Raw genomic sequence first — 16,032 nt, forward strand, 5'->3', positions numbered from 1 at the left:
CTTTCCTCCTTATAATTAGCATTTCAAACTTCTACTAATACTTTTTTTCCCCGTAGATCAAGGATTCGAATCGCCTTTCCTTCCGACCTTGGAAGCGTTTTCGGTTTATTAAAAATAACACCCATCGATACTAAACAATTGGATGAGATCGCTTTCACAATTCCCTTAGATAAAGTCTGTATTTTTTGATGGCGAAGATCACCAGCAATTTCTTTATATAATTCATCTGTAATTTCAACGTGTAGCTCTACGCTTTCCATTGTTCCTTTTTGCAAACGATGAATTTGGTAATTCGGTACAAGTCCTTCGACTTGTAGGAGAACACGCTCGATTTCCGATGGAAAAACGTTTACTCCGCGGAGAATAATCATGTCATCCGTACGCCCTTTAATACGTGACATTCTGGTCGTCGTTCGACCACATTTACACTTTTCACTTGTAATGGAAGCGATGTCACCCGTTCGGTAACGAATAATCGGGAATGCTTCTTTCGTTAAACTTGTAAATACAAGTTCTCCTTCTTCCCCTTCTGCAACTGGTTCAAGTGTTTTTGGGTCAATAACTTCAACATAGAAGTGGTCTTCTTGAATATGCAAGCCATCTTGTGCTTCATGACACTCAATGGAAACACCCGGTCCCATAATTTCGCTCAATCCATAAATATCAATCGCTTTCAAATTGAATGTTTTTTCGAGCTTCTTGCGCATTTCTTCTGACCAAGGTTCCGCTCCAAAAATGCCGTATTCAATGGACGTTTCTCTTGGGTCAATGCCCATCTCCTTCATCTTTTCGGCAATCGTCATAATATATGATGGTGTTCCTGAGATTCCTCTTGGTTTGAAATCATTGATAAGCATAATTTGTCTTTCCGTATTTCCCCCTGAAATCGGAACAACAGCTGCGCCTAGTTTCTCGACTCCGTAGTGGACTCCAATCCCCCCCGTAAATAAACCGTAGCCATATGTATTATGGAAGATATCTCCTTTTTTACCACCCGCTGATACGACCGCACGTGCAATTACCTCTGCCCAGTTATCGATATCGTTTCTTGTATAGCCAACAACGGTCGGTTTTCCACTCGTTCCGGAAGAAGCGTGCAGTCTAACAATTTCATCTTGTTGCACTGCAAATAAACCAAATGGATAATTGTCACGAAGATCTTTTTTAACCGTGAAAGGTAATTTAGTAATATCATCTAGATTTTTTATATCTTCCGGAGTAACCCCTGCTTCTCCAAACTTTCGCTTGTAAAAATCAACATGCTGGTATACCTTCTCTGCGGTTTTCTGAAGCCTTTCCAATTGTAGAGTTTCCATCTGAGATCGTGATAACGTTTCTATTTGTGGATTGAACATGTAAACTCCTCCTCATTCCTTTAACTGCGACTTTAATATAACGGTATATTTACGGATGATTTTATTTTGTAACACGATTATAGAGTAATACCTAATTTAAGGATTGTCAACACTAAAATCAGAAAACTTATAATATCAATTAAAGTCAATACAATTTATCAACATATGCTTGGGATCACTATATAGCTCTTAAGAAAAAGGAGAACCCATGTACGTGAATTCTCCTTTTCATTTCAAACATCAGTGATTTTGTACAGATTTTACGCCGTGACCAGTATTTGACTTATAAACAACTTCCGCATACTTTTCTTCATCCACTTTTTCAGAGGATAAAATAGTCCCTAGATAAGCTCCTAAGAAGCCGAGTGGAACGGTGAAGATTGTTGGATTTCCTAACGGGAATAATGCTTCCCCTACAAAAATAGCCGCGCCAGGTTCTGAATTCCAAACGTTCGGGCTTAAAAATACAAGAATGACGGAGCTCAATAATCCAACGAGCATACCCGTAATTGCACCCGATGCATTGAAGCGTTTCCAATAAATCGTACACAAAATGACCGGCAAGTTGGCACTTGCTGCGATCCCAAGTGCCAGAACAGACAAAAAGGCAACATTCAGCGTTTGGGAGAATAGAGCGAGAACAATAGAAGCGGCCGCCACACCAACTGAAGCAATACGTGCCACTAGTACTTGCTCTTTTTCAGTAACTCTGCCGCCCTTAATAATCTCACCGTAAATATCGTGTGCAAATGCAGATGCAGATGTTAACACGAGTCCAGATACGACAGCCAAAATTGTCGCGAATGCTACTGCTGCGATAAAAGCAAATAAGAAATCCCCACCTACGATTAATGATAACAAAGGTGCTGCCATATTTCCGGCTGGATCTGCACCGACAATCGTATCAAATCCTACAAATGCTGCCGCACCGAAACCTAAGAAAATTGTCATCACAAAGAAAGCGCCGATAAACCACGTTGAATAGACAACTGATTTCCGTGCTGTCACTGCATCTTTTACTGTGAAGAAACGCACTAGTAAATGAGGCAAGCCGGCTGCGCCAAGCACGAGCGCCATATTTAACGAAATCATGTCAAGTCCATCCTTGTATTTATTCCCTGGTTGCAGATAGTCCGTCCCAAGTGGAGTACCTGTTTTCACATGATGGAACATTTCGGAAACGTTAAAGTTAAACTTCGAAAAAACCATGAACGTCAAGATCGCTGAGCCACCGAGCAAAAGAACTGCTTTCGTAATCTGAACCCAGCTCGTCGCGGTCATCCCTCCGAAGATGACATAGATCGTCATCATAATCCCAACAATTAGAACGGCTAGTCCATAGTCGATGCCAAGTAGAAGTTTAATAAGACCACCTGCACCGACAAGTTGGGCAATCATGTAGAAAATAGAGATAACAAGTGTACTGACGGCCGCCATTCCTCTCACTTTTTTCGAATTAAAGCGTGAGGTGATCATATCCGCAAGTGTAAATTTACCAAGATTTCTAAGCGGTTCAGCCACTAAGTAAAGCAGAAACAGAAACGCCATCAAATTTCCAATACTCATGTAAAATCCATCGAAACCGATAAGCGCGATTGCACCTGTAATTCCCAAGAATGAAGCTGCAGACATGAAATCACCAGCAACAGCTAACCCATTTTGCCAGGCTGTCAGTCCACCGCCCGCTGTATAAAAATCGCTTGCATTTTTCGTTTTCTTCGCTGAAAAATACGTAATTGTAAGCGTTAACAAAACAATACTTAAAAAAAGTGATAAAGAAAGAAAGCTCATTTCTCCAGCTCCTTTTTATGCTTTGTTAATATCTCTTTAACTGTCACATCATACTGTGCAGCGGTCCTCATATAAACGAGCCCTCCAATCCAAACCACTGCGAATTGCAGAAGTGCATACACCCATGCCCACGTCAGACCGTAAAACGCATCCCCTTTTAGTACGTCTGTATACGCTGCAAGAATTGGTAATAGAAAATAAAAGGTTAAGAAAAAAATTGTTGTTGGTAAAAGAAATGCCTTTTTTTTCTTAATTAGGTCCGTAAATTCTTTCGTTCTAGTTAACTCAATATACGTTCGTCCTGATTCTGTTATTGTTCTATCCTGATAAGGCCATGCCGGATCCGTTGTTGTCTTCCCAGCAGATCCCAATGCCGAATCGTAGTGATCTTTCACATTTATTGACATTACAATTCCCCTTTCGCCCAAACAATTTTTCAACTTTTGATTGATAATTTGAAACACCTAACCCTCTCTTCCGATTCTCCGACCACTCACTCCCCCTATAACCCTTTATGCTTTTAACGTTTTTAAAATGTTATAGATATCTTTTCACTTCCTTAATCATAACAAAGATACCTTATAACGTTTATAAAACGTTACACAATAACATACCATCGTCCACTGCTTTTGTAAATAAGACTTTAAACATTCAATCATTTCATTTTCAATGAATACTTAGATAAAGATAATTTAATATTAATCTTGTCGATAGAGCATAGCACCTAAATCTATAACAAAAAAAATACAAACATCTTTTTTCAGTTATGTAGAGGTACCTGCTATGAGATAACTTGTATTAAATCTAATCTAATCATTTTGGCTTTCTCCAATAATCAGGGTCAAAATAAAATCATTTTCCAGTTGCTATCTGACCAACATTCTTGTATGATAATAAAGTCAGTTATCTAAATCGTAATGATTACTATTAATAACATAGGAGGGAAATTTTAAATGCAGAAAAAATTATTCTACATCGCACTCATTGCCACCCTTTTATTAGCGGCATGTGGCAAAACAAACGAGTCGGAAGTGCCAACAGACGGCGAATCCGGCACGCAGACGCTTTCGGTTTATACGACGGTTTATCCACTTCAATATTTCACGGAACGGATCGGTGGCGAACATGTCAATGTCCAATCCATCTATCCTCCTGGCGCAGATGAACACACATTCGATCCTACGCAAAAAGATATGATGGCACTTGCCGATTCTGATTTATTCTTTTATATCGGTTTGGGGCTTGAAGGATTTGTAGAGAATGCAGAAAAAACATTAAAAGGCGAACATGTCCAAATGGTCGCGACAGCGGAAGGAATTTCGGAAGAGATGCTTCACGAGGGGCATGACCACGAAGGACATGATCATGGGACTGATGCTACACATGACGAGCATGAAGGGCATGACCACGATACCGAGGCTGCACATGACGAGCATGATCACCATCATGGTGAATTCGATCCACACGTATGGATTTCACCAATGCTCAGTATCGAGCTTGCGACTTCCATCAAAGATGCTTTAATCGAAGAAATGCCTGATATGCAAGCAGAATTCGAAGAGAATTTCCAACAATTGAAAACTGATTTAGTGGAACTGGATCATCAATTCGAAGAAATGGCAGCAAATGCGCCATCCAAAACGTTCTTTGTCTCCCATGCCGCATTCGGTTATATCGCGGATGCATACGGGCTTGAACAAATCGCCATCGCAGGGTTGAATTCGCAAAGCGAGCCTTCCCAAAAGCAATTGGCTACTCTCGTTACACAAGCAAAGGAACTGGATGTAAAATATGTGCTATTTGAGCAAAATGTATCTTCGAAATTGACAGATGTGATCCGAAAAGAAATCGGAGCCGAATCACTTATGCTCCATAATCTTGGTGTTTTGACAGCTGACGATGTGAAAAATAACGAAGACTATATTTCATTAATGGAGCACAATATCGAAACGCTAGGCAAAGCGCTGAGCACTAAATAATTGGTTACAAGCCTGTTCCACCTTGCGGAACAGGCTTGTTCTCATTAGGAACATCTTTTATTGCTGCGCTTCTGTCCATTCCCTCAATTGACGCCTCACCAATTTATTCGCTCCATTGCGTGGTAAGTTCTCGACAACATAGAACGCCTTCGGAACTTTATAACGGGCTAGACGTTCCGTACAATAGTCTGTGAGTTGTTCTGCAGTCACATCATCCGAGATGACAACGAATGCAACCGGTACACTTCCCCACTTGGCGTCTTCCTTGCCGCAAACGCCAACCTCCCTGACGCTTGGATGCCCGGCAAGCACATTTTCTATCTCAGCAGGATATATATTTTCCCCCCCCGAAATAATCAAGTCAGACCTTCTATCTACGATGAACAAATAACCTTCTGCATCCAAATAGCCTAGATCGCCTGTCGGAAACCAGCCTTCTTCAAAAGGATCCGTTTCTTGAAACCTTCCGATATAGCCTGGCGTAATATGGGGACCACGAAGGAGCACTTCTCCGATTTCTCCCGGTGTTTGACTGTTTTTGATTTTAATTTGATTGAAAAATAATGGTTTTCCGGCGGAGCCCATTTTCCTAATGGCGTCTTCCGCTGCAAGCGTAGCTGTTTGTGAACTCGTTTCCGTCATGCCGTACGTTTGCAAGACGGGCATTTTGCGCTCATTCGCCCGTTCCAAATAGCCTACAGGAACTGGTCCGCCTCCCGCTAATATCGCTTTAAATGAAGGATGGGCAATCGCAGAGCCCTTTTCCAGTTCATGCAATGTTTTCTCTAGCATGAGTGAAACAGCAGACATATACGTAACGGAACCCGTACGAATTTCTTCGGCAGCAGCAACGGCGTCAAATTTTTCATAGAGCTTCACTTCCACGCCGTAGAGAACGGAACGGGCGAGGATGGAATAACCGCTAATATGAAATAACGGCATGAAACAAAGCCAAACGTCATCGTCGGACAGTCCAAGATTCAGAACGGAAGCAAGTGCACTGGAAACATGATTGCCAACAGTCTGGCGCACTCCTTTTGGAAAACCGGTCGTCCCCGATGTATACATAATAGTGATCGTCTTGTCAGCACTCCATATCTCTTGGATGTGAAATGGCTGTTCATCAGATTGGCGGATTGTTGAAAACGGAAGTTGACGTGTAGAGGAGTTGGAAATGAGATGCTGTAACTCATCTGCCACGATGACTGCAACTGCATCTGAATCATCAAGCTGCCAGTCCAATTCTTTTGGCGTGAGGCGACTGTTCAACATGACAATTTCTAGCCCGGCAAGCATACAGGCATGAATGGTCAAGACCATCTCTGCATTGGAGAAGCCGAGTAGTGCCACCCGCTCGCCTTCGTTCAACTCGTTCGCTTTCAATTTCCGGGCAAGGGTCATTGCTTGATCTTTCAACTGCTCAAATGTCCAAGTTTCACCTCTAAAAGATAATGCTTTTTTCTCAGGCGTCAAATGCGCCCGCTGTATTAACCAATTTGGAATCATTTTTTCACCTTCCATTGAGAAAAAGCTGCCCATGATAAGGCAGCTTTCTATCTAGCTATTCGCCGACCAATACCAACGTTTCTTAGATCAAGGGAAACGTGGAAATTGCCCGAAGTCCGGTTTGCGTTTTTCCTTAAATGCATCGCGTCCTTCTTTTGCTTCGTCCGTAGTGTAATAGAGAAGCGTTGCGTCTCCAGCCAATTGCTGAAGTCCTGCAAGACCGTCTGTATCGGCGTTCATTGCCGCTTTTAGGAAGCGGAGTGCTGTCGGGCTCTTTTCGAGCATTTCTTCACACCATTGAACCGTTTCGTCTTCCAACTGCTCGTACGGTACGACTGTATTGACAAGCCCCATATCCAATGCTTGCTGTGCATCGTACTGACGGCAAAGATACCAGATTTCACGCGCTTTCTTATGGCCGATGATACGGGCTAGATAACCTGAACCATAACCCGCGTCAAACGAACCTACTTTCGGTCCAGTTTGTCCAAATCTTGCATTATCTGCCGCAATCGTCAAATCGCAGACGACATGTAGAACATGTCCGCCGCCGATTGCATACCCTGCAACCATCGCCACGACCGGCTTTGGAATTACACGGATCAAACGCTGTAAATCAAGGACGTTCAGACGTGGAATATCGTCTTCCCCAACGTAACCGCCATGTCCGCGAACAGATTGGTCTCCGCCTGAACAAAATGCATCCTTACCTTCACCAGTCAGAATAATAACACCGATGCTCTCATCATCACGCGCGCGTGAAAATGCATCAATCAACTCCGCTGTCGTTTTTGGGCGGAATGCATTGCGCACTTCCGGACGATTGATCGTCACTTTCGCGATTCCGTTGTACTTTTCGTACTTAATATCCTCGTATGTACGTATTGTTTCCCATTGACGTGTCATACTGCCCCTCCTCCATTTTTCGTTTGTAATAGATGTTCACTTATCATTGTAGCAAATACATCCGGTTTTTCCACGTGAATTGCATGTCCAGCATCCGGGATCGTTTCATGTCGGACAGTAGGGAAATGCTCTCCCATTTCCCGGGAAATATTTATAAATTTCGTGTCATACTCCCCCGTTAGAAGCAAGACAGGCATATGGACGGTTCCAAGCCTCGACCAATAGGATGGTTGACTCCCGGTCCCAATGCCGCGCAAACTATTGGCAAGCCCTGTTGCACGTTGTCCGAGCCGCTCCTGTCGAATTGTTTGCCGTACTTCATCCGACAATCGTTTCTGCGAGTGAAACAAAGGGATGTTCTCCCAAAAATCAACAAAAGCTGGCAAGCCATCCGTCTCCAGTTTTTCCGCCAACTGGTGATCCGCCTGACACCGCTCCACTCTTTCGTTTTCCGATCTCAGTCCCGGCGAAGCGCTCTCCAGTATTAAAGATGAAACCCGATCTGGATAAAGGATGGTGTAGGCTAGGGCAATTCGGCCTCCCATCGAATAGCCGACCAGCACGAACGACCGGAGCCCGAGGTGATCGAAAAGAGCCTCCAGATCCTTCACTTGTTGGTCCATTTCATACCGATCCGATTCCACAGGAGCTGTTGTTTTCCCATGTCCGGTCAAGTCGATTGCCACGGTTCGAGCAACACCTGTCAATCGCTTTGACACTTCGGTCCATGTAGCCGTGCTACCTGTAAAGCCATGTAACAAGACAACCGTAGGCAAATGCTCTTCACCGTGAATCGCTACCTGAATATCGATTCCCCTAGTAGGGATGGACTGTTCACGCATCCCCATCAAGCCTTTCCGTAATTTGTTGCCATAACTCACGATGCGCTTTCACGTTCATTTGCCGATTGGTAAACACTTCAATCATTCGGATCGGCTTATTTTTCGGTTTGGCAAGCTCTGCCTGAAACGCTTCAGAAGTAGTGATTGCAGCGTATTGCGCATCGTACATCGCTGCAATATGTTCGAAAGTGAGACCAGTTGGTGTACCGAATAACTCCTCAAAATGTTCCGGCACCGTGGATTGTGGCAAATAAGAAAAAATGCCTCCGCCATCGTTATTCACAATAATAATTGTCAAATCCGTTTCATGAAAACGGGTAGCAATCAAACCATTGACATCATGTAAAAATGACAAATCACCAATCAACAACCAGGCCGGACGCTTCCTTGCCGCCTGAATGCCTAATGCAGTCGACACGACACCATCGATACCATTTGTTCCACGGTTTGCAAAGTGTGTAATATCTTTCCCTGTTTTCCTAAAAAAGGTATCCACATCTCGAATTGGCATGCTGCTACCGCTAATGAGATCGACACCATCCGGTAAATGTTCAAATAGCAATTTGGCGATAATCCCTTCATCTCCCGGGCCGCCTTCATAACTGGCCGTCACTTCGGATGCCAGCTCATTTGCTCTCACCCATCGTTCCGTATAAGCCGTGCGAGACTGATTGACCACCAGTTGGAAAAGCGACGTCGGTGAAGCTTGGATATGGTGCGTGACAATGCCGAGTGAATCGCGGAATTCAGGAGATTCATCAACCGCAATGACAACTGCCGGCTTCGCTTTCTTCAAGAAAAGCGATAACGGCTTCGCAACAGGTTGTGCACCAAATCGCAGAACAGTCGTCGGAACCGCATTTTCCTTGAATACTTCACTTTTCAATATCGCATCATAATGATCGATGCAAAGGGCCTGGACGTTTTCAGGCACTTCTGAGCGCAGATTGGATAATGGATCACATAAGACTGGCCATTGCAAAGCGTCTGCGAAGTCCCAGAATGCTTTTTTATCCATGTCGTGCGGCCAGTCACCGACAATAAGCATGCCCCGTTCAGCCTCTCCAAGAAGGGCTGTCACTTGTCTAGCGGCGGGTGTGTCGAGCATCGCTTCGCCAGCAATCCGCTCGCTGAAAGTCGAACCCGGAACCCGCCGATCGAAATCGATGAGAAGCGGCTCTCGGAAAGGGACATTCAGATGGACTGGTCCCCACGGTGCTGTCATTGCGACGGATAGCGCACGATTAATATGCCGATCGAGAAAATCATCGATATCAGGATTACGTTCGGCAAGTGGAAAATCGATGCTATATTTTACATGTTGGCCATACATTCTGATCTGATCAATTGCCTGCGGTGCTCCGACTTCTCGTAACTCATGCGGTCGGTCTGCCGTAATGACAATGAGCGGTATACGCGCATAATATGCTTCCGTAATCGCCGGGTGATAATTCGAGGCAGCTGTTCCCGATGTACAGAGAAGGACGACCGGTTCCCTTGATGCCTTTGCCAATCCGAGCGCAAAATACCCAGCAGAACGTTCATCGATCTGCATATAGACATTCAGGTTGTCCGTGGAAGCAAATGCATAGGCAAGCGGCGTCGAGCGTGAACCGGGGCTGATCACAACCGATTTCACTCCTGCCTGCATCAATGCGCCCGTCATTCGACGAACATAATCCGTCAATACGATCCGGTTATCCATTTAACTTTCCTCCAAGCGCCCGTAGAACAGGTCTGAATTTCACCCAAGTTTCTTCGTATTCCTTGTCTGGCTCAGAATCTGCTACGATTCCTCCACCCGCATATAAATACGCCTCGTTGTTTCGTAGTAAAGCGGAGCGGATGGCAACCGCAAATTCACCGTTTCCAGCTGTATCCGTCCAACCGATCGGTGCTGCATAATAACCTCTGTCCATCCCCTCTTCTTGCCGAATCATCTCCAACGAGACATCCGTCGGAACACCTCCAAGTGCCGGTGTCGGATGAAGGGCCTCGACCAAACTGAAAATATCGATCCCTTGCACAAGTCGTCCTTCCACTGGTGTAAATAAATGCTGGATATCCCGGATTTTCATCAGTTTTGGCATTTTAGGAATCACAATATCGGTACAATATGTTTCAAAGACATGTGAAATCATGTTGACGACATATTGATGCTCTTCCCGATTTTTACGGTCCTCTAATAATTCTTCTCCCAACAAGCGATCTTCCGTTGCTGTTTTCCCACGTCTAATAGATCCGGCGACACATGCCGAATAGGCCCGCCCATTTTCAATCTCGACCAAACGTTCTGGCGTCGCACCAAAAAACAGGGATTCATCCTTTTGCAATCCGAAATGATAACTTTCCTGCTGTTCATTGGAAATATGATGAAGCGCCGTAACAGCAGATACGTCATTGTCAAAATGCAGCTTAACAGAGCGTGCGATGACGACTTTCTCCGCTTCCCCTGCATTGATCTTTTTCGTGACACCTGCCACCGTCTCCATATAATGTTCTTTTCCAAGTTCCTCGACCGAGACAACTTCCGGCTTTGCCGTCGGACCAAATTCTTCGACTTGAGCAAGATGGATCAGTCGATCGCGCTCATCCCGTAACCGATCGAATTCCTCCGCCGCATTGCCGCTTTCCGTAATATAATTGATCGAAATCGATGTTTTCCCATTTTTTATCATCAATTGGAAAGAAGGAACTACAAAATGCGCAGACGGAAAATTACTCCACTCGGATTCCGTTCTATTTTCCGGATCGAAAGAAAACCCTCCAAAAAGAACAGGCTCCATATCCTTTTCCTCTTTGATAAGCGCTACACGCAACTTGTTCCACTCAGTAGATATATGTGCAAAGCGATTTTTTCTGCCATTGCTGGTCAAAACAGTAGCATGTCCGAGTCCGACGAGCGTCAATGTTTTATCGGCATTTTGCCAATAGAAACGCTCGTTTTTATAACAAGAATCCCCTGCTTCAAAAAAGGCCAGTGGCGAAATTCGACCCGCATCGATTGTTTCTGTGAAAAATCGCAATGTATCTTGATTCAATTTCAATTGTGATTCACGGGTAGTTGTTAACTTCCGATTCATCATGTTCCCTCCGTAAATTCTTCGACTGATTTAAAGATCATACCTCTATTCTATCACACCCATCAGACAATGTACCTGTATAAGAAATGGACCGAGTTTCAAAATCTCCCTTTCCATTCAGGGCACGACCTCTCAAATGCATCAATTTCAATTAGCGAGTTATGTGCGCCATATACCCACATTGCTGATTTTGGAGTACAATAGATACGGTCAATAAAATGATAGGGAGAGAAAAATTTTGCAACAAACAATAAAAGCTGATAAAGATTGGCGGATTTGGTGGCAATTAACACGTCCCCACACGCTTACGGCTGCCTTTGCACCTGTATTTCTTGGAACGATGATTGCGTTAACATATGGAAGCTTGCATTTTCCGCTCTTCTTCGCAATGCTGATAGCAAGTATTTTGATTCAGATGGCGACAAACATGTTTAATGAATACTATGACTTTAAAAGAGGGCTCGATACCGAAGAGTCCATCGGCATCGGCGGGACAATTGTACGGCATGGTGTTAAGCCGAAAGTTATATTGAATCTGGCCTTACTGCTGTACAGCATTTCCGTACTCATCGGGATTTATATTTGTATGGAAACATCATGGATGCTTGCACTCGTTGGCGGTGTTTCCATGATGATTGGTTACTTTTATACGGGCGGACCGTATCCGATCGCCTATACGCCTTTCGGAGAGTTATTCTCCGGTGTAGTTATGGGGATGCTTCTGATCCTTATCGCGTTTTATATTCAAACAGGCACAGTGACGACCCATGCTATCTTGCTATCCATTCCAAGTATGATACTTGTTGCTGCAATCATGCTGGCAAATAATATCCGTGATGTGGAGGAAGATACGATAGGTGGTCGGAAAACACTGACCATCCTCGTCGGTCGAACGCATGCCATTACGATTTTAACACTGTTTTTTGTGATTTCTTATGGTTGGATCATTGCGCTTGTCCTATTTGGACAATTAACACCATGGGCATTACTCATATTGCTCAGCGTTAAAAAACCAATTCAAGCGGTCTCCACTTTCCGCAAGCATGTTCTTCCATTACAAGTGGCGCCCGCGATGAAAAACACTGCAATCACCAATACACTATTCGGTTTACTGCTCGGCATAGGTATTTTAATCGGTCATTTATTTTAATACACCATTCCGCCCAAGACATCTGCTCTCATCAGTGTCTTGGGCTTTTTACATGAAATGTTTAAATACGAGTAGAATAAGGAAAACAACGAAAAAGAGTTACGAAATCATCTAGGTCGTAATCAAGAGACACTTGGATGAACATACTACATGTATTATAAAAAAGGACGTGACGAACGTTGTTAACTGATAAGCAGAAATCCTCTCTTAAAAGCGAACTTCTTTCAATGAAAAAACAATTGCTAAAGACCGAAAAGGAAACAGATATTAAAGAGAGTGCACAGGATGGTGTCGGCGAATTATCCATGTATGACAATCATCCAGGTGATATGGGTACAGAACTGTTTGAGCGTGAAAAAGACCTCGCTTTGAATGTACATGCAGGCTCTGAATTAGAAAAGGTCGAGGACGCCTTACAAGCAATGGTAGAGGGTTCATACGGGATATGCGAAGTTTGCCAGAAAGAAATCCCTTTTGAACGGCTCGAAGCGATTCCCCATACGACTCTTTGTATAGAGCATTCAACCGAACGGCAAATAGCAAACGATCGTCCTGTTGAAGAGGATATCCTGATCATGGCCGAACCGAACACGTTTGCAAATCGTAGAGAGGGAGCAAACCGTGATGGTGAAGATAGCTTCCAGGAAATCGCAAAATCCGGAACCTCAGAGACACCATCAGATTTCGTTGGAGATCGCGATGATTACAATTCGTTATACGATAGTGAACTTGAAGATGGTGCAACGGAAGAAATCGAAGAATTTACAGGTACAGATATCAATGGCCGCTCCCGTGGTTTTGTCAGATCAGCTGCATCTGAACAATACGAAGCAAATTTGGATGCCGAAGACATGGAATCTCCTTTAGGCGATATCCCTTACCATGAAACTGATAATTATGTTCAGGATAAAAAACAATAAATGCACACCATAGGCCTGAATGGCTTATGGTGTTTTTATATGGAGGGAGGTATGTGAGTGCTTGTTTCCGAAAGTAAGTTAATGAGCGCGTGAGGGGTGCTTTGATCGGTTACAACGTGTTTATGAGCGCGTGCTGAGGTTTATGAGCGTTCATTGTATGGTAATGATCGTTTACCAGGTGGATTGAGCGTTCATAGTGATTTATGAGCCCTTGAAGAATCACTCGCTTACGGCGTTTTGATGAATATAAAAAAGCATCCTTTTAAGTTATTTATAACTTAAAAGGATGCTTTTTCTTATATGACCCCTACGGGATTCGAACCCGTGTTACCGCCGTGAAAGGGCGGTGTCTTAACCGCTTGACCAAGGGGCCAAACTTATGGCGGAGAAGGAGGGATTCGAACCCTCGCACCGCTTACGCGATCTATGCCCTTAGCAGGGGCACCTCTTGAGCCACTTGAGTACTTCCCCGAGATTGGCTCCGCAGGTAGGATTCGAACCTACGACCGATCGGTTAACAGCCGATTGCTCTACCACTGAGCTACTGCGGAATGGTGGGCCTAAGTGGACTCGAACCACCGACCTCACGCTTATCAGGCGTGCGCTCTAACCAGCTGAGCTATAGGCCCTAAATTGGAGCGGGTGAAGGGAATCGAACCCTCATCATCAGCTTGGAAGGCTGAGGTTTTACCACTAAACTACACCCGCAATTTCATGGTGGCTCAGGACGGAATCGAACCGCCGACACAAGGATTTTCAGTCCTTTGCTCTACCGACTGAGCTACTGAGCCACTTCTATGTATTCTGTAAAAAAATGGCGGTCCCGACCGGGATCGAACCGGCGATCTCCTGCGTGACAGGCAGGCATGTTAACCGCTACACCACGGGACCATTTGGTTGCGGGGGCAGGATTTGAACCTGCGACCTTCGGGTTATGAGCCCGACGAGCTACCACTGCTCCACCCCGCGACAATATTAATTACTACTTTTAAATCTGCTCTTTTACAGTTCATCATTTTAGTGAAAAATGGAGGAGGTAGAGGGATTCGAACCCCCGCACGGTTTAACCCGCCTGACGGTTTTCAAGACCGTTCCCTTCAGCCGAACTTGGGTATACCTCCGCGTAAATATATAGAGCTGGTGGACCTTGCAGGACTCGAACCTGCGACCGGACGGTTATGAGCCGTCTGCTCTAACCAACTGAGCTAAAGGTCCTTTAAGATGGCGGCAGAGGGGATCGAACCCCCGACCTTACGGGTATGAACCGTACGCTCTAGCCAGCTGAGCTACGCCGCCAGGATCTTTATATGATATTTGTTGGTGGAGCCTAGCGGGTTCGAACCGCTGACCTCCTGCGTGCAAGGCAGGCGCTCTCCCAGCTGAGCTAAGGCCCCGTGAAGTGGTCGGGAAGACAGGATTCGAACCTGCGACCCCTTGGTCCCAAACCAAGTGCTCTACCAAGCTGAGCTACTTCCCGTAATGTTTAAATAAAATGATAATGATGCCGAGAACCGGAATCGAACCGGTACGGTAGTCACCTACCGCAGGATTTTAAGTCCTGTGCGTCTGCCAGTTCCGCCACCCCGGCTAAATCATTTAAAGCGGAAGACGGGATTCGAACCCGCGACCCCGACCTTGGCAAGGTCGTATTCTACCACTGAACTACTTCCGCGTTGAAAGTGCGGGTGAAGGGAGTCGAACCCCCACGCCCGAAGGCACTAGATCCTAAGTCTAGCGTGTCTGCCAGTTCCACCACACCCGCATTGTTCGCCACAACTTGATAAGTCGTGATAATGGTGAGCCATGCAGGATTCGAACCTGCGACCCTCTGATTAAAAGTCAGATGCTCTACCGACTGAGCTAATGGCTCTAAAAGTGGTGCCGGCGAAAGGACTTGAACCCTCAACCTACTGATTACAAGTCAGTTGCTCTACCAATTGAGCTACACCGGCAATTGTTTAGGTAAATGGTGGAGGATGACGGGTTCGAACCGCCGACCCCCTGCTTGTAAGGCAGGTGCTCTCCCAGCTGAGCTAATCCTCCGTTATAAAATACTATGTTATGTTCATGTACTGTTATGCTATCTTGTCCAAAGTATAATGATTATGTAATGAATTATCCAAGCCTGGCGACGTCCTACTCTTGCGGGGGAAAACCCCAACTACCATCGGCGCTGAAGAGCTTAACTTCCGTGTTCGGTATGGGAACGGGTGTGACCTCTTCGCCATCGGCACCAGACTTGTAATTCCTTTTCTTTAAGACATTATTTATTATAACAGAACTTAGTTATAATTGCAAGCACTTTTTTAAAAAAGAACGGTGCTTGTTCGTTCAAAACCGGATAAAACTAACATTGTGTAAATCAAGATCAACTATAGCTTTTTAATCAAGGTTAAGTCCTCGATCGATTAGTATCTGTCAGCTCCACACGTCGCCGCGCTTCCACCCCAGACCTATCAACCTCATCTTCTTTGAGGGATCTTACTTACTTGCGTAATGG

General features: G+C 44.8%; 11 protein-coding genes, 19 tRNA genes and 2 rRNA genes. 3 read left to right on the forward strand and 29 right to left on the reverse strand.

All coding sequences use genetic code 11. The annotated features are described in order from the left end of the window. Nucleotides 1-23 precede the first annotated feature (23 nt). The 3 genes from MHZ95_RS11835 to MHZ95_RS11845 form a co-directional block, all read right to left on the reverse strand. Nucleotides 24-1,355, reverse strand: a complete 1,332-nt coding sequence (locus MHZ95_RS11835) for a phenylacetate--CoA ligase family protein (protein WP_239390839.1) — start codon at nucleotides 1,353-1,355, stop codon at nucleotides 24-26. Nucleotides 1,356-1,595: 240 nt separating this feature from the next. Then, the gene (locus MHZ95_RS11840) at nucleotides 1,596-3,146 is read right to left on the reverse strand and encodes a solute symporter family protein (RefSeq protein WP_239390840.1); all 1,551 of its coding nucleotides are present in this window, start codon (nucleotides 3,144-3,146) and stop codon (nucleotides 1,596-1,598) included. After that, nucleotides 3,143-3,553, reverse strand: a complete 411-nt coding sequence (locus MHZ95_RS11845) for a DUF485 domain-containing protein (RefSeq protein ID WP_239390841.1) — start codon at nucleotides 3,551-3,553, stop codon at nucleotides 3,143-3,145. The genes MHZ95_RS11840 and MHZ95_RS11845 overlap by 4 nt, the downstream gene beginning before the upstream one ends. Nucleotides 3,554-4,099: 546 nt before the next feature. Between MHZ95_RS11845 and MHZ95_RS11850 the strand changes: the two genes are divergently transcribed. Beyond that, entirely contained in the window at nucleotides 4,100-5,125 is a 1,026-nt protein-coding gene (locus MHZ95_RS11850) for a metal ABC transporter solute-binding protein, Zn/Mn family (protein ID WP_239390842.1), read from the forward strand. Nucleotides 5,126-5,182: 57 nt separating this feature from the next. Here MHZ95_RS11850 and MHZ95_RS11855 read toward each other — a convergent pair whose 3' ends face one another. The 5 genes from MHZ95_RS11855 to MHZ95_RS11875 all read right to left on the reverse strand — a co-directional run bounded on the left by MHZ95_RS11855 (nucleotide 5,183) and on the right by MHZ95_RS11875 (nucleotide 11,462). Beyond that, a complete protein-coding gene (locus tag MHZ95_RS11855; RefSeq protein WP_239390843.1) occupies nucleotides 5,183-6,631 on the reverse strand; it encodes an o-succinylbenzoate--CoA ligase in 1,449 nt (482 codons plus the stop codon). Nucleotides 6,632-6,718: 87 nt separating this feature from the next. Then, nucleotides 6,719-7,537 carry a 1,4-dihydroxy-2-naphthoyl-CoA synthase gene (gene menB / locus MHZ95_RS11860; protein WP_239390844.1) on the reverse strand — a complete coding sequence of 273 codons (819 nt, stop codon included), beginning with the start codon at nucleotides 7,535-7,537 and terminating at the stop codon, nucleotides 6,719-6,721. Next, nucleotides 7,534-8,418: a 2-succinyl-6-hydroxy-2,4-cyclohexadiene-1-carboxylate synthase gene (menH, locus tag MHZ95_RS11865; RefSeq protein WP_239390845.1), complete on the reverse strand. Its 885-nt coding sequence runs from the start codon at nucleotides 8,416-8,418 to the stop codon at nucleotides 7,534-7,536. The genes menB and menH overlap by 4 nt, the downstream gene beginning before the upstream one ends. After that, complete coding sequence (gene menD, locus MHZ95_RS11870) at nucleotides 8,372-10,084, reverse strand: 2-succinyl-5-enolpyruvyl-6-hydroxy-3-cyclohexene-1-carboxylic-acid synthase (protein WP_239390846.1); 1,713 nt, start codon at nucleotides 10,082-10,084, stop codon at nucleotides 8,372-8,374. The genes menH and menD overlap by 47 nt, the downstream gene beginning before the upstream one ends. After that, on the reverse strand, nucleotides 10,077-11,462 hold the full coding sequence (locus tag MHZ95_RS11875) for an isochorismate synthase (protein WP_239390847.1): 1,386 nt from the start codon (nucleotides 11,460-11,462) through the stop codon (nucleotides 10,077-10,079). The genes menD and MHZ95_RS11875 overlap by 8 nt, the downstream gene beginning before the upstream one ends. A gap of 238 nt (nucleotides 11,463-11,700) precedes the next feature. On the opposite strand from MHZ95_RS11875, the gene MHZ95_RS11880 reads away from it, so the two are divergent. Beyond that, a complete protein-coding gene (locus MHZ95_RS11880; protein ID WP_239390848.1) occupies nucleotides 11,701-12,612 on the forward strand; it encodes a 1,4-dihydroxy-2-naphthoate polyprenyltransferase in 912 nt (303 codons plus the stop codon). Between the two features lie 179 nt (nucleotides 12,613-12,791). Next, nucleotides 12,792-13,532 (forward strand): TraR/DksA C4-type zinc finger protein, encoded by a 741-nt coding sequence (locus tag MHZ95_RS11885; protein WP_255726746.1) that lies wholly within the window; start codon nucleotides 12,792-12,794, stop codon nucleotides 13,530-13,532. Nucleotides 13,533-13,833: 301 nt separating this feature from the next. Here MHZ95_RS11885 and MHZ95_RS11890 read toward each other — a convergent pair. The 21 genes from MHZ95_RS11890 to MHZ95_RS11990 all read right to left on the reverse strand — a co-directional run. After that, nucleotides 13,834-13,905 (reverse strand) — tRNA-Glu (locus MHZ95_RS11890). A 7-nt stretch (nucleotides 13,906-13,912) separates the two neighbouring features. Next, nucleotides 13,913-14,003 (reverse strand) — tRNA-Ser (locus MHZ95_RS11895). 5 nt (nucleotides 14,004-14,008) lie between these two features. Continuing rightward, a tRNA-Asn gene (locus MHZ95_RS11900) sits at nucleotides 14,009-14,083 on the reverse strand. 1 nt (nucleotide 14,084) lies between these two features. Then, a tRNA-Ile gene (locus tag MHZ95_RS11905) sits at nucleotides 14,085-14,161 on the reverse strand. Nucleotides 14,162-14,166: 5 nt separating this feature from the next. Next, nucleotides 14,167-14,240, reverse strand: a tRNA-Gly gene (locus MHZ95_RS11910). 7 nt (nucleotides 14,241-14,247) lie between these two features. After that, nucleotides 14,248-14,323 (reverse strand) — tRNA-Phe (locus tag MHZ95_RS11915). Nucleotides 14,324-14,347: 24 nt separating this feature from the next. Further along, nucleotides 14,348-14,423: transfer RNA gene (locus tag MHZ95_RS11920), tRNA-Asp, on the reverse strand. Nucleotides 14,424-14,426: 3 nt separating this feature from the next. Next, nucleotides 14,427-14,501: transfer RNA gene (locus MHZ95_RS11925), tRNA-Met, on the reverse strand. A gap of 59 nt (nucleotides 14,502-14,560) precedes the next feature. Further along, nucleotides 14,561-14,653: transfer RNA gene (locus tag MHZ95_RS11930), tRNA-Ser, on the reverse strand. A gap of 17 nt (nucleotides 14,654-14,670) precedes the next feature. Continuing rightward, a tRNA-Ile gene (locus MHZ95_RS11935) sits at nucleotides 14,671-14,747 on the reverse strand. 7 nt (nucleotides 14,748-14,754) lie between these two features. Further along, nucleotides 14,755-14,828, reverse strand: a tRNA-Met gene (locus tag MHZ95_RS11940). 22 nt (nucleotides 14,829-14,850) lie between these two features. Further along, nucleotides 14,851-14,926: transfer RNA gene (locus MHZ95_RS11945), tRNA-Ala, on the reverse strand. A 6-nt stretch (nucleotides 14,927-14,932) separates the two neighbouring features. Then, nucleotides 14,933-15,009 (reverse strand) — tRNA-Pro (locus MHZ95_RS11950). Nucleotides 15,010-15,034: 25 nt separating this feature from the next. Beyond that, nucleotides 15,035-15,120: transfer RNA gene (locus MHZ95_RS11955), tRNA-Leu, on the reverse strand. 12 nt (nucleotides 15,121-15,132) lie between these two features. Continuing rightward, nucleotides 15,133-15,204, reverse strand: a tRNA-Gly gene (locus tag MHZ95_RS11960). Nucleotides 15,205-15,212: 8 nt separating this feature from the next. Beyond that, nucleotides 15,213-15,294 (reverse strand) — tRNA-Leu (locus MHZ95_RS11965). Between the two features lie 32 nt (nucleotides 15,295-15,326). Beyond that, nucleotides 15,327-15,402: transfer RNA gene (locus MHZ95_RS11970), tRNA-Lys, on the reverse strand. A 6-nt stretch (nucleotides 15,403-15,408) separates the two neighbouring features. After that, a tRNA-Thr gene (locus tag MHZ95_RS11975) sits at nucleotides 15,409-15,484 on the reverse strand. Between the two features lie 15 nt (nucleotides 15,485-15,499). Continuing rightward, nucleotides 15,500-15,575, reverse strand: a tRNA-Val gene (locus MHZ95_RS11980). Between the two features lie 80 nt (nucleotides 15,576-15,655). Beyond that, nucleotides 15,656-15,770, reverse strand: a 5S ribosomal RNA gene (rrf, locus tag MHZ95_RS11985). Between the two features lie 150 nt (nucleotides 15,771-15,920). Beyond that, nucleotides 15,921-16,032: ribosomal RNA gene (locus tag MHZ95_RS11990) — 23S ribosomal RNA — on the reverse strand; the annotation flags it as partial.

The sequence above is a fragment of the Sporosarcina sp. ACRSM genome (assembly GCF_022346545.1).
Taxonomy (GTDB): domain Bacteria; phylum Bacillota; class Bacilli; order Bacillales_A; family Planococcaceae; genus Sporosarcina.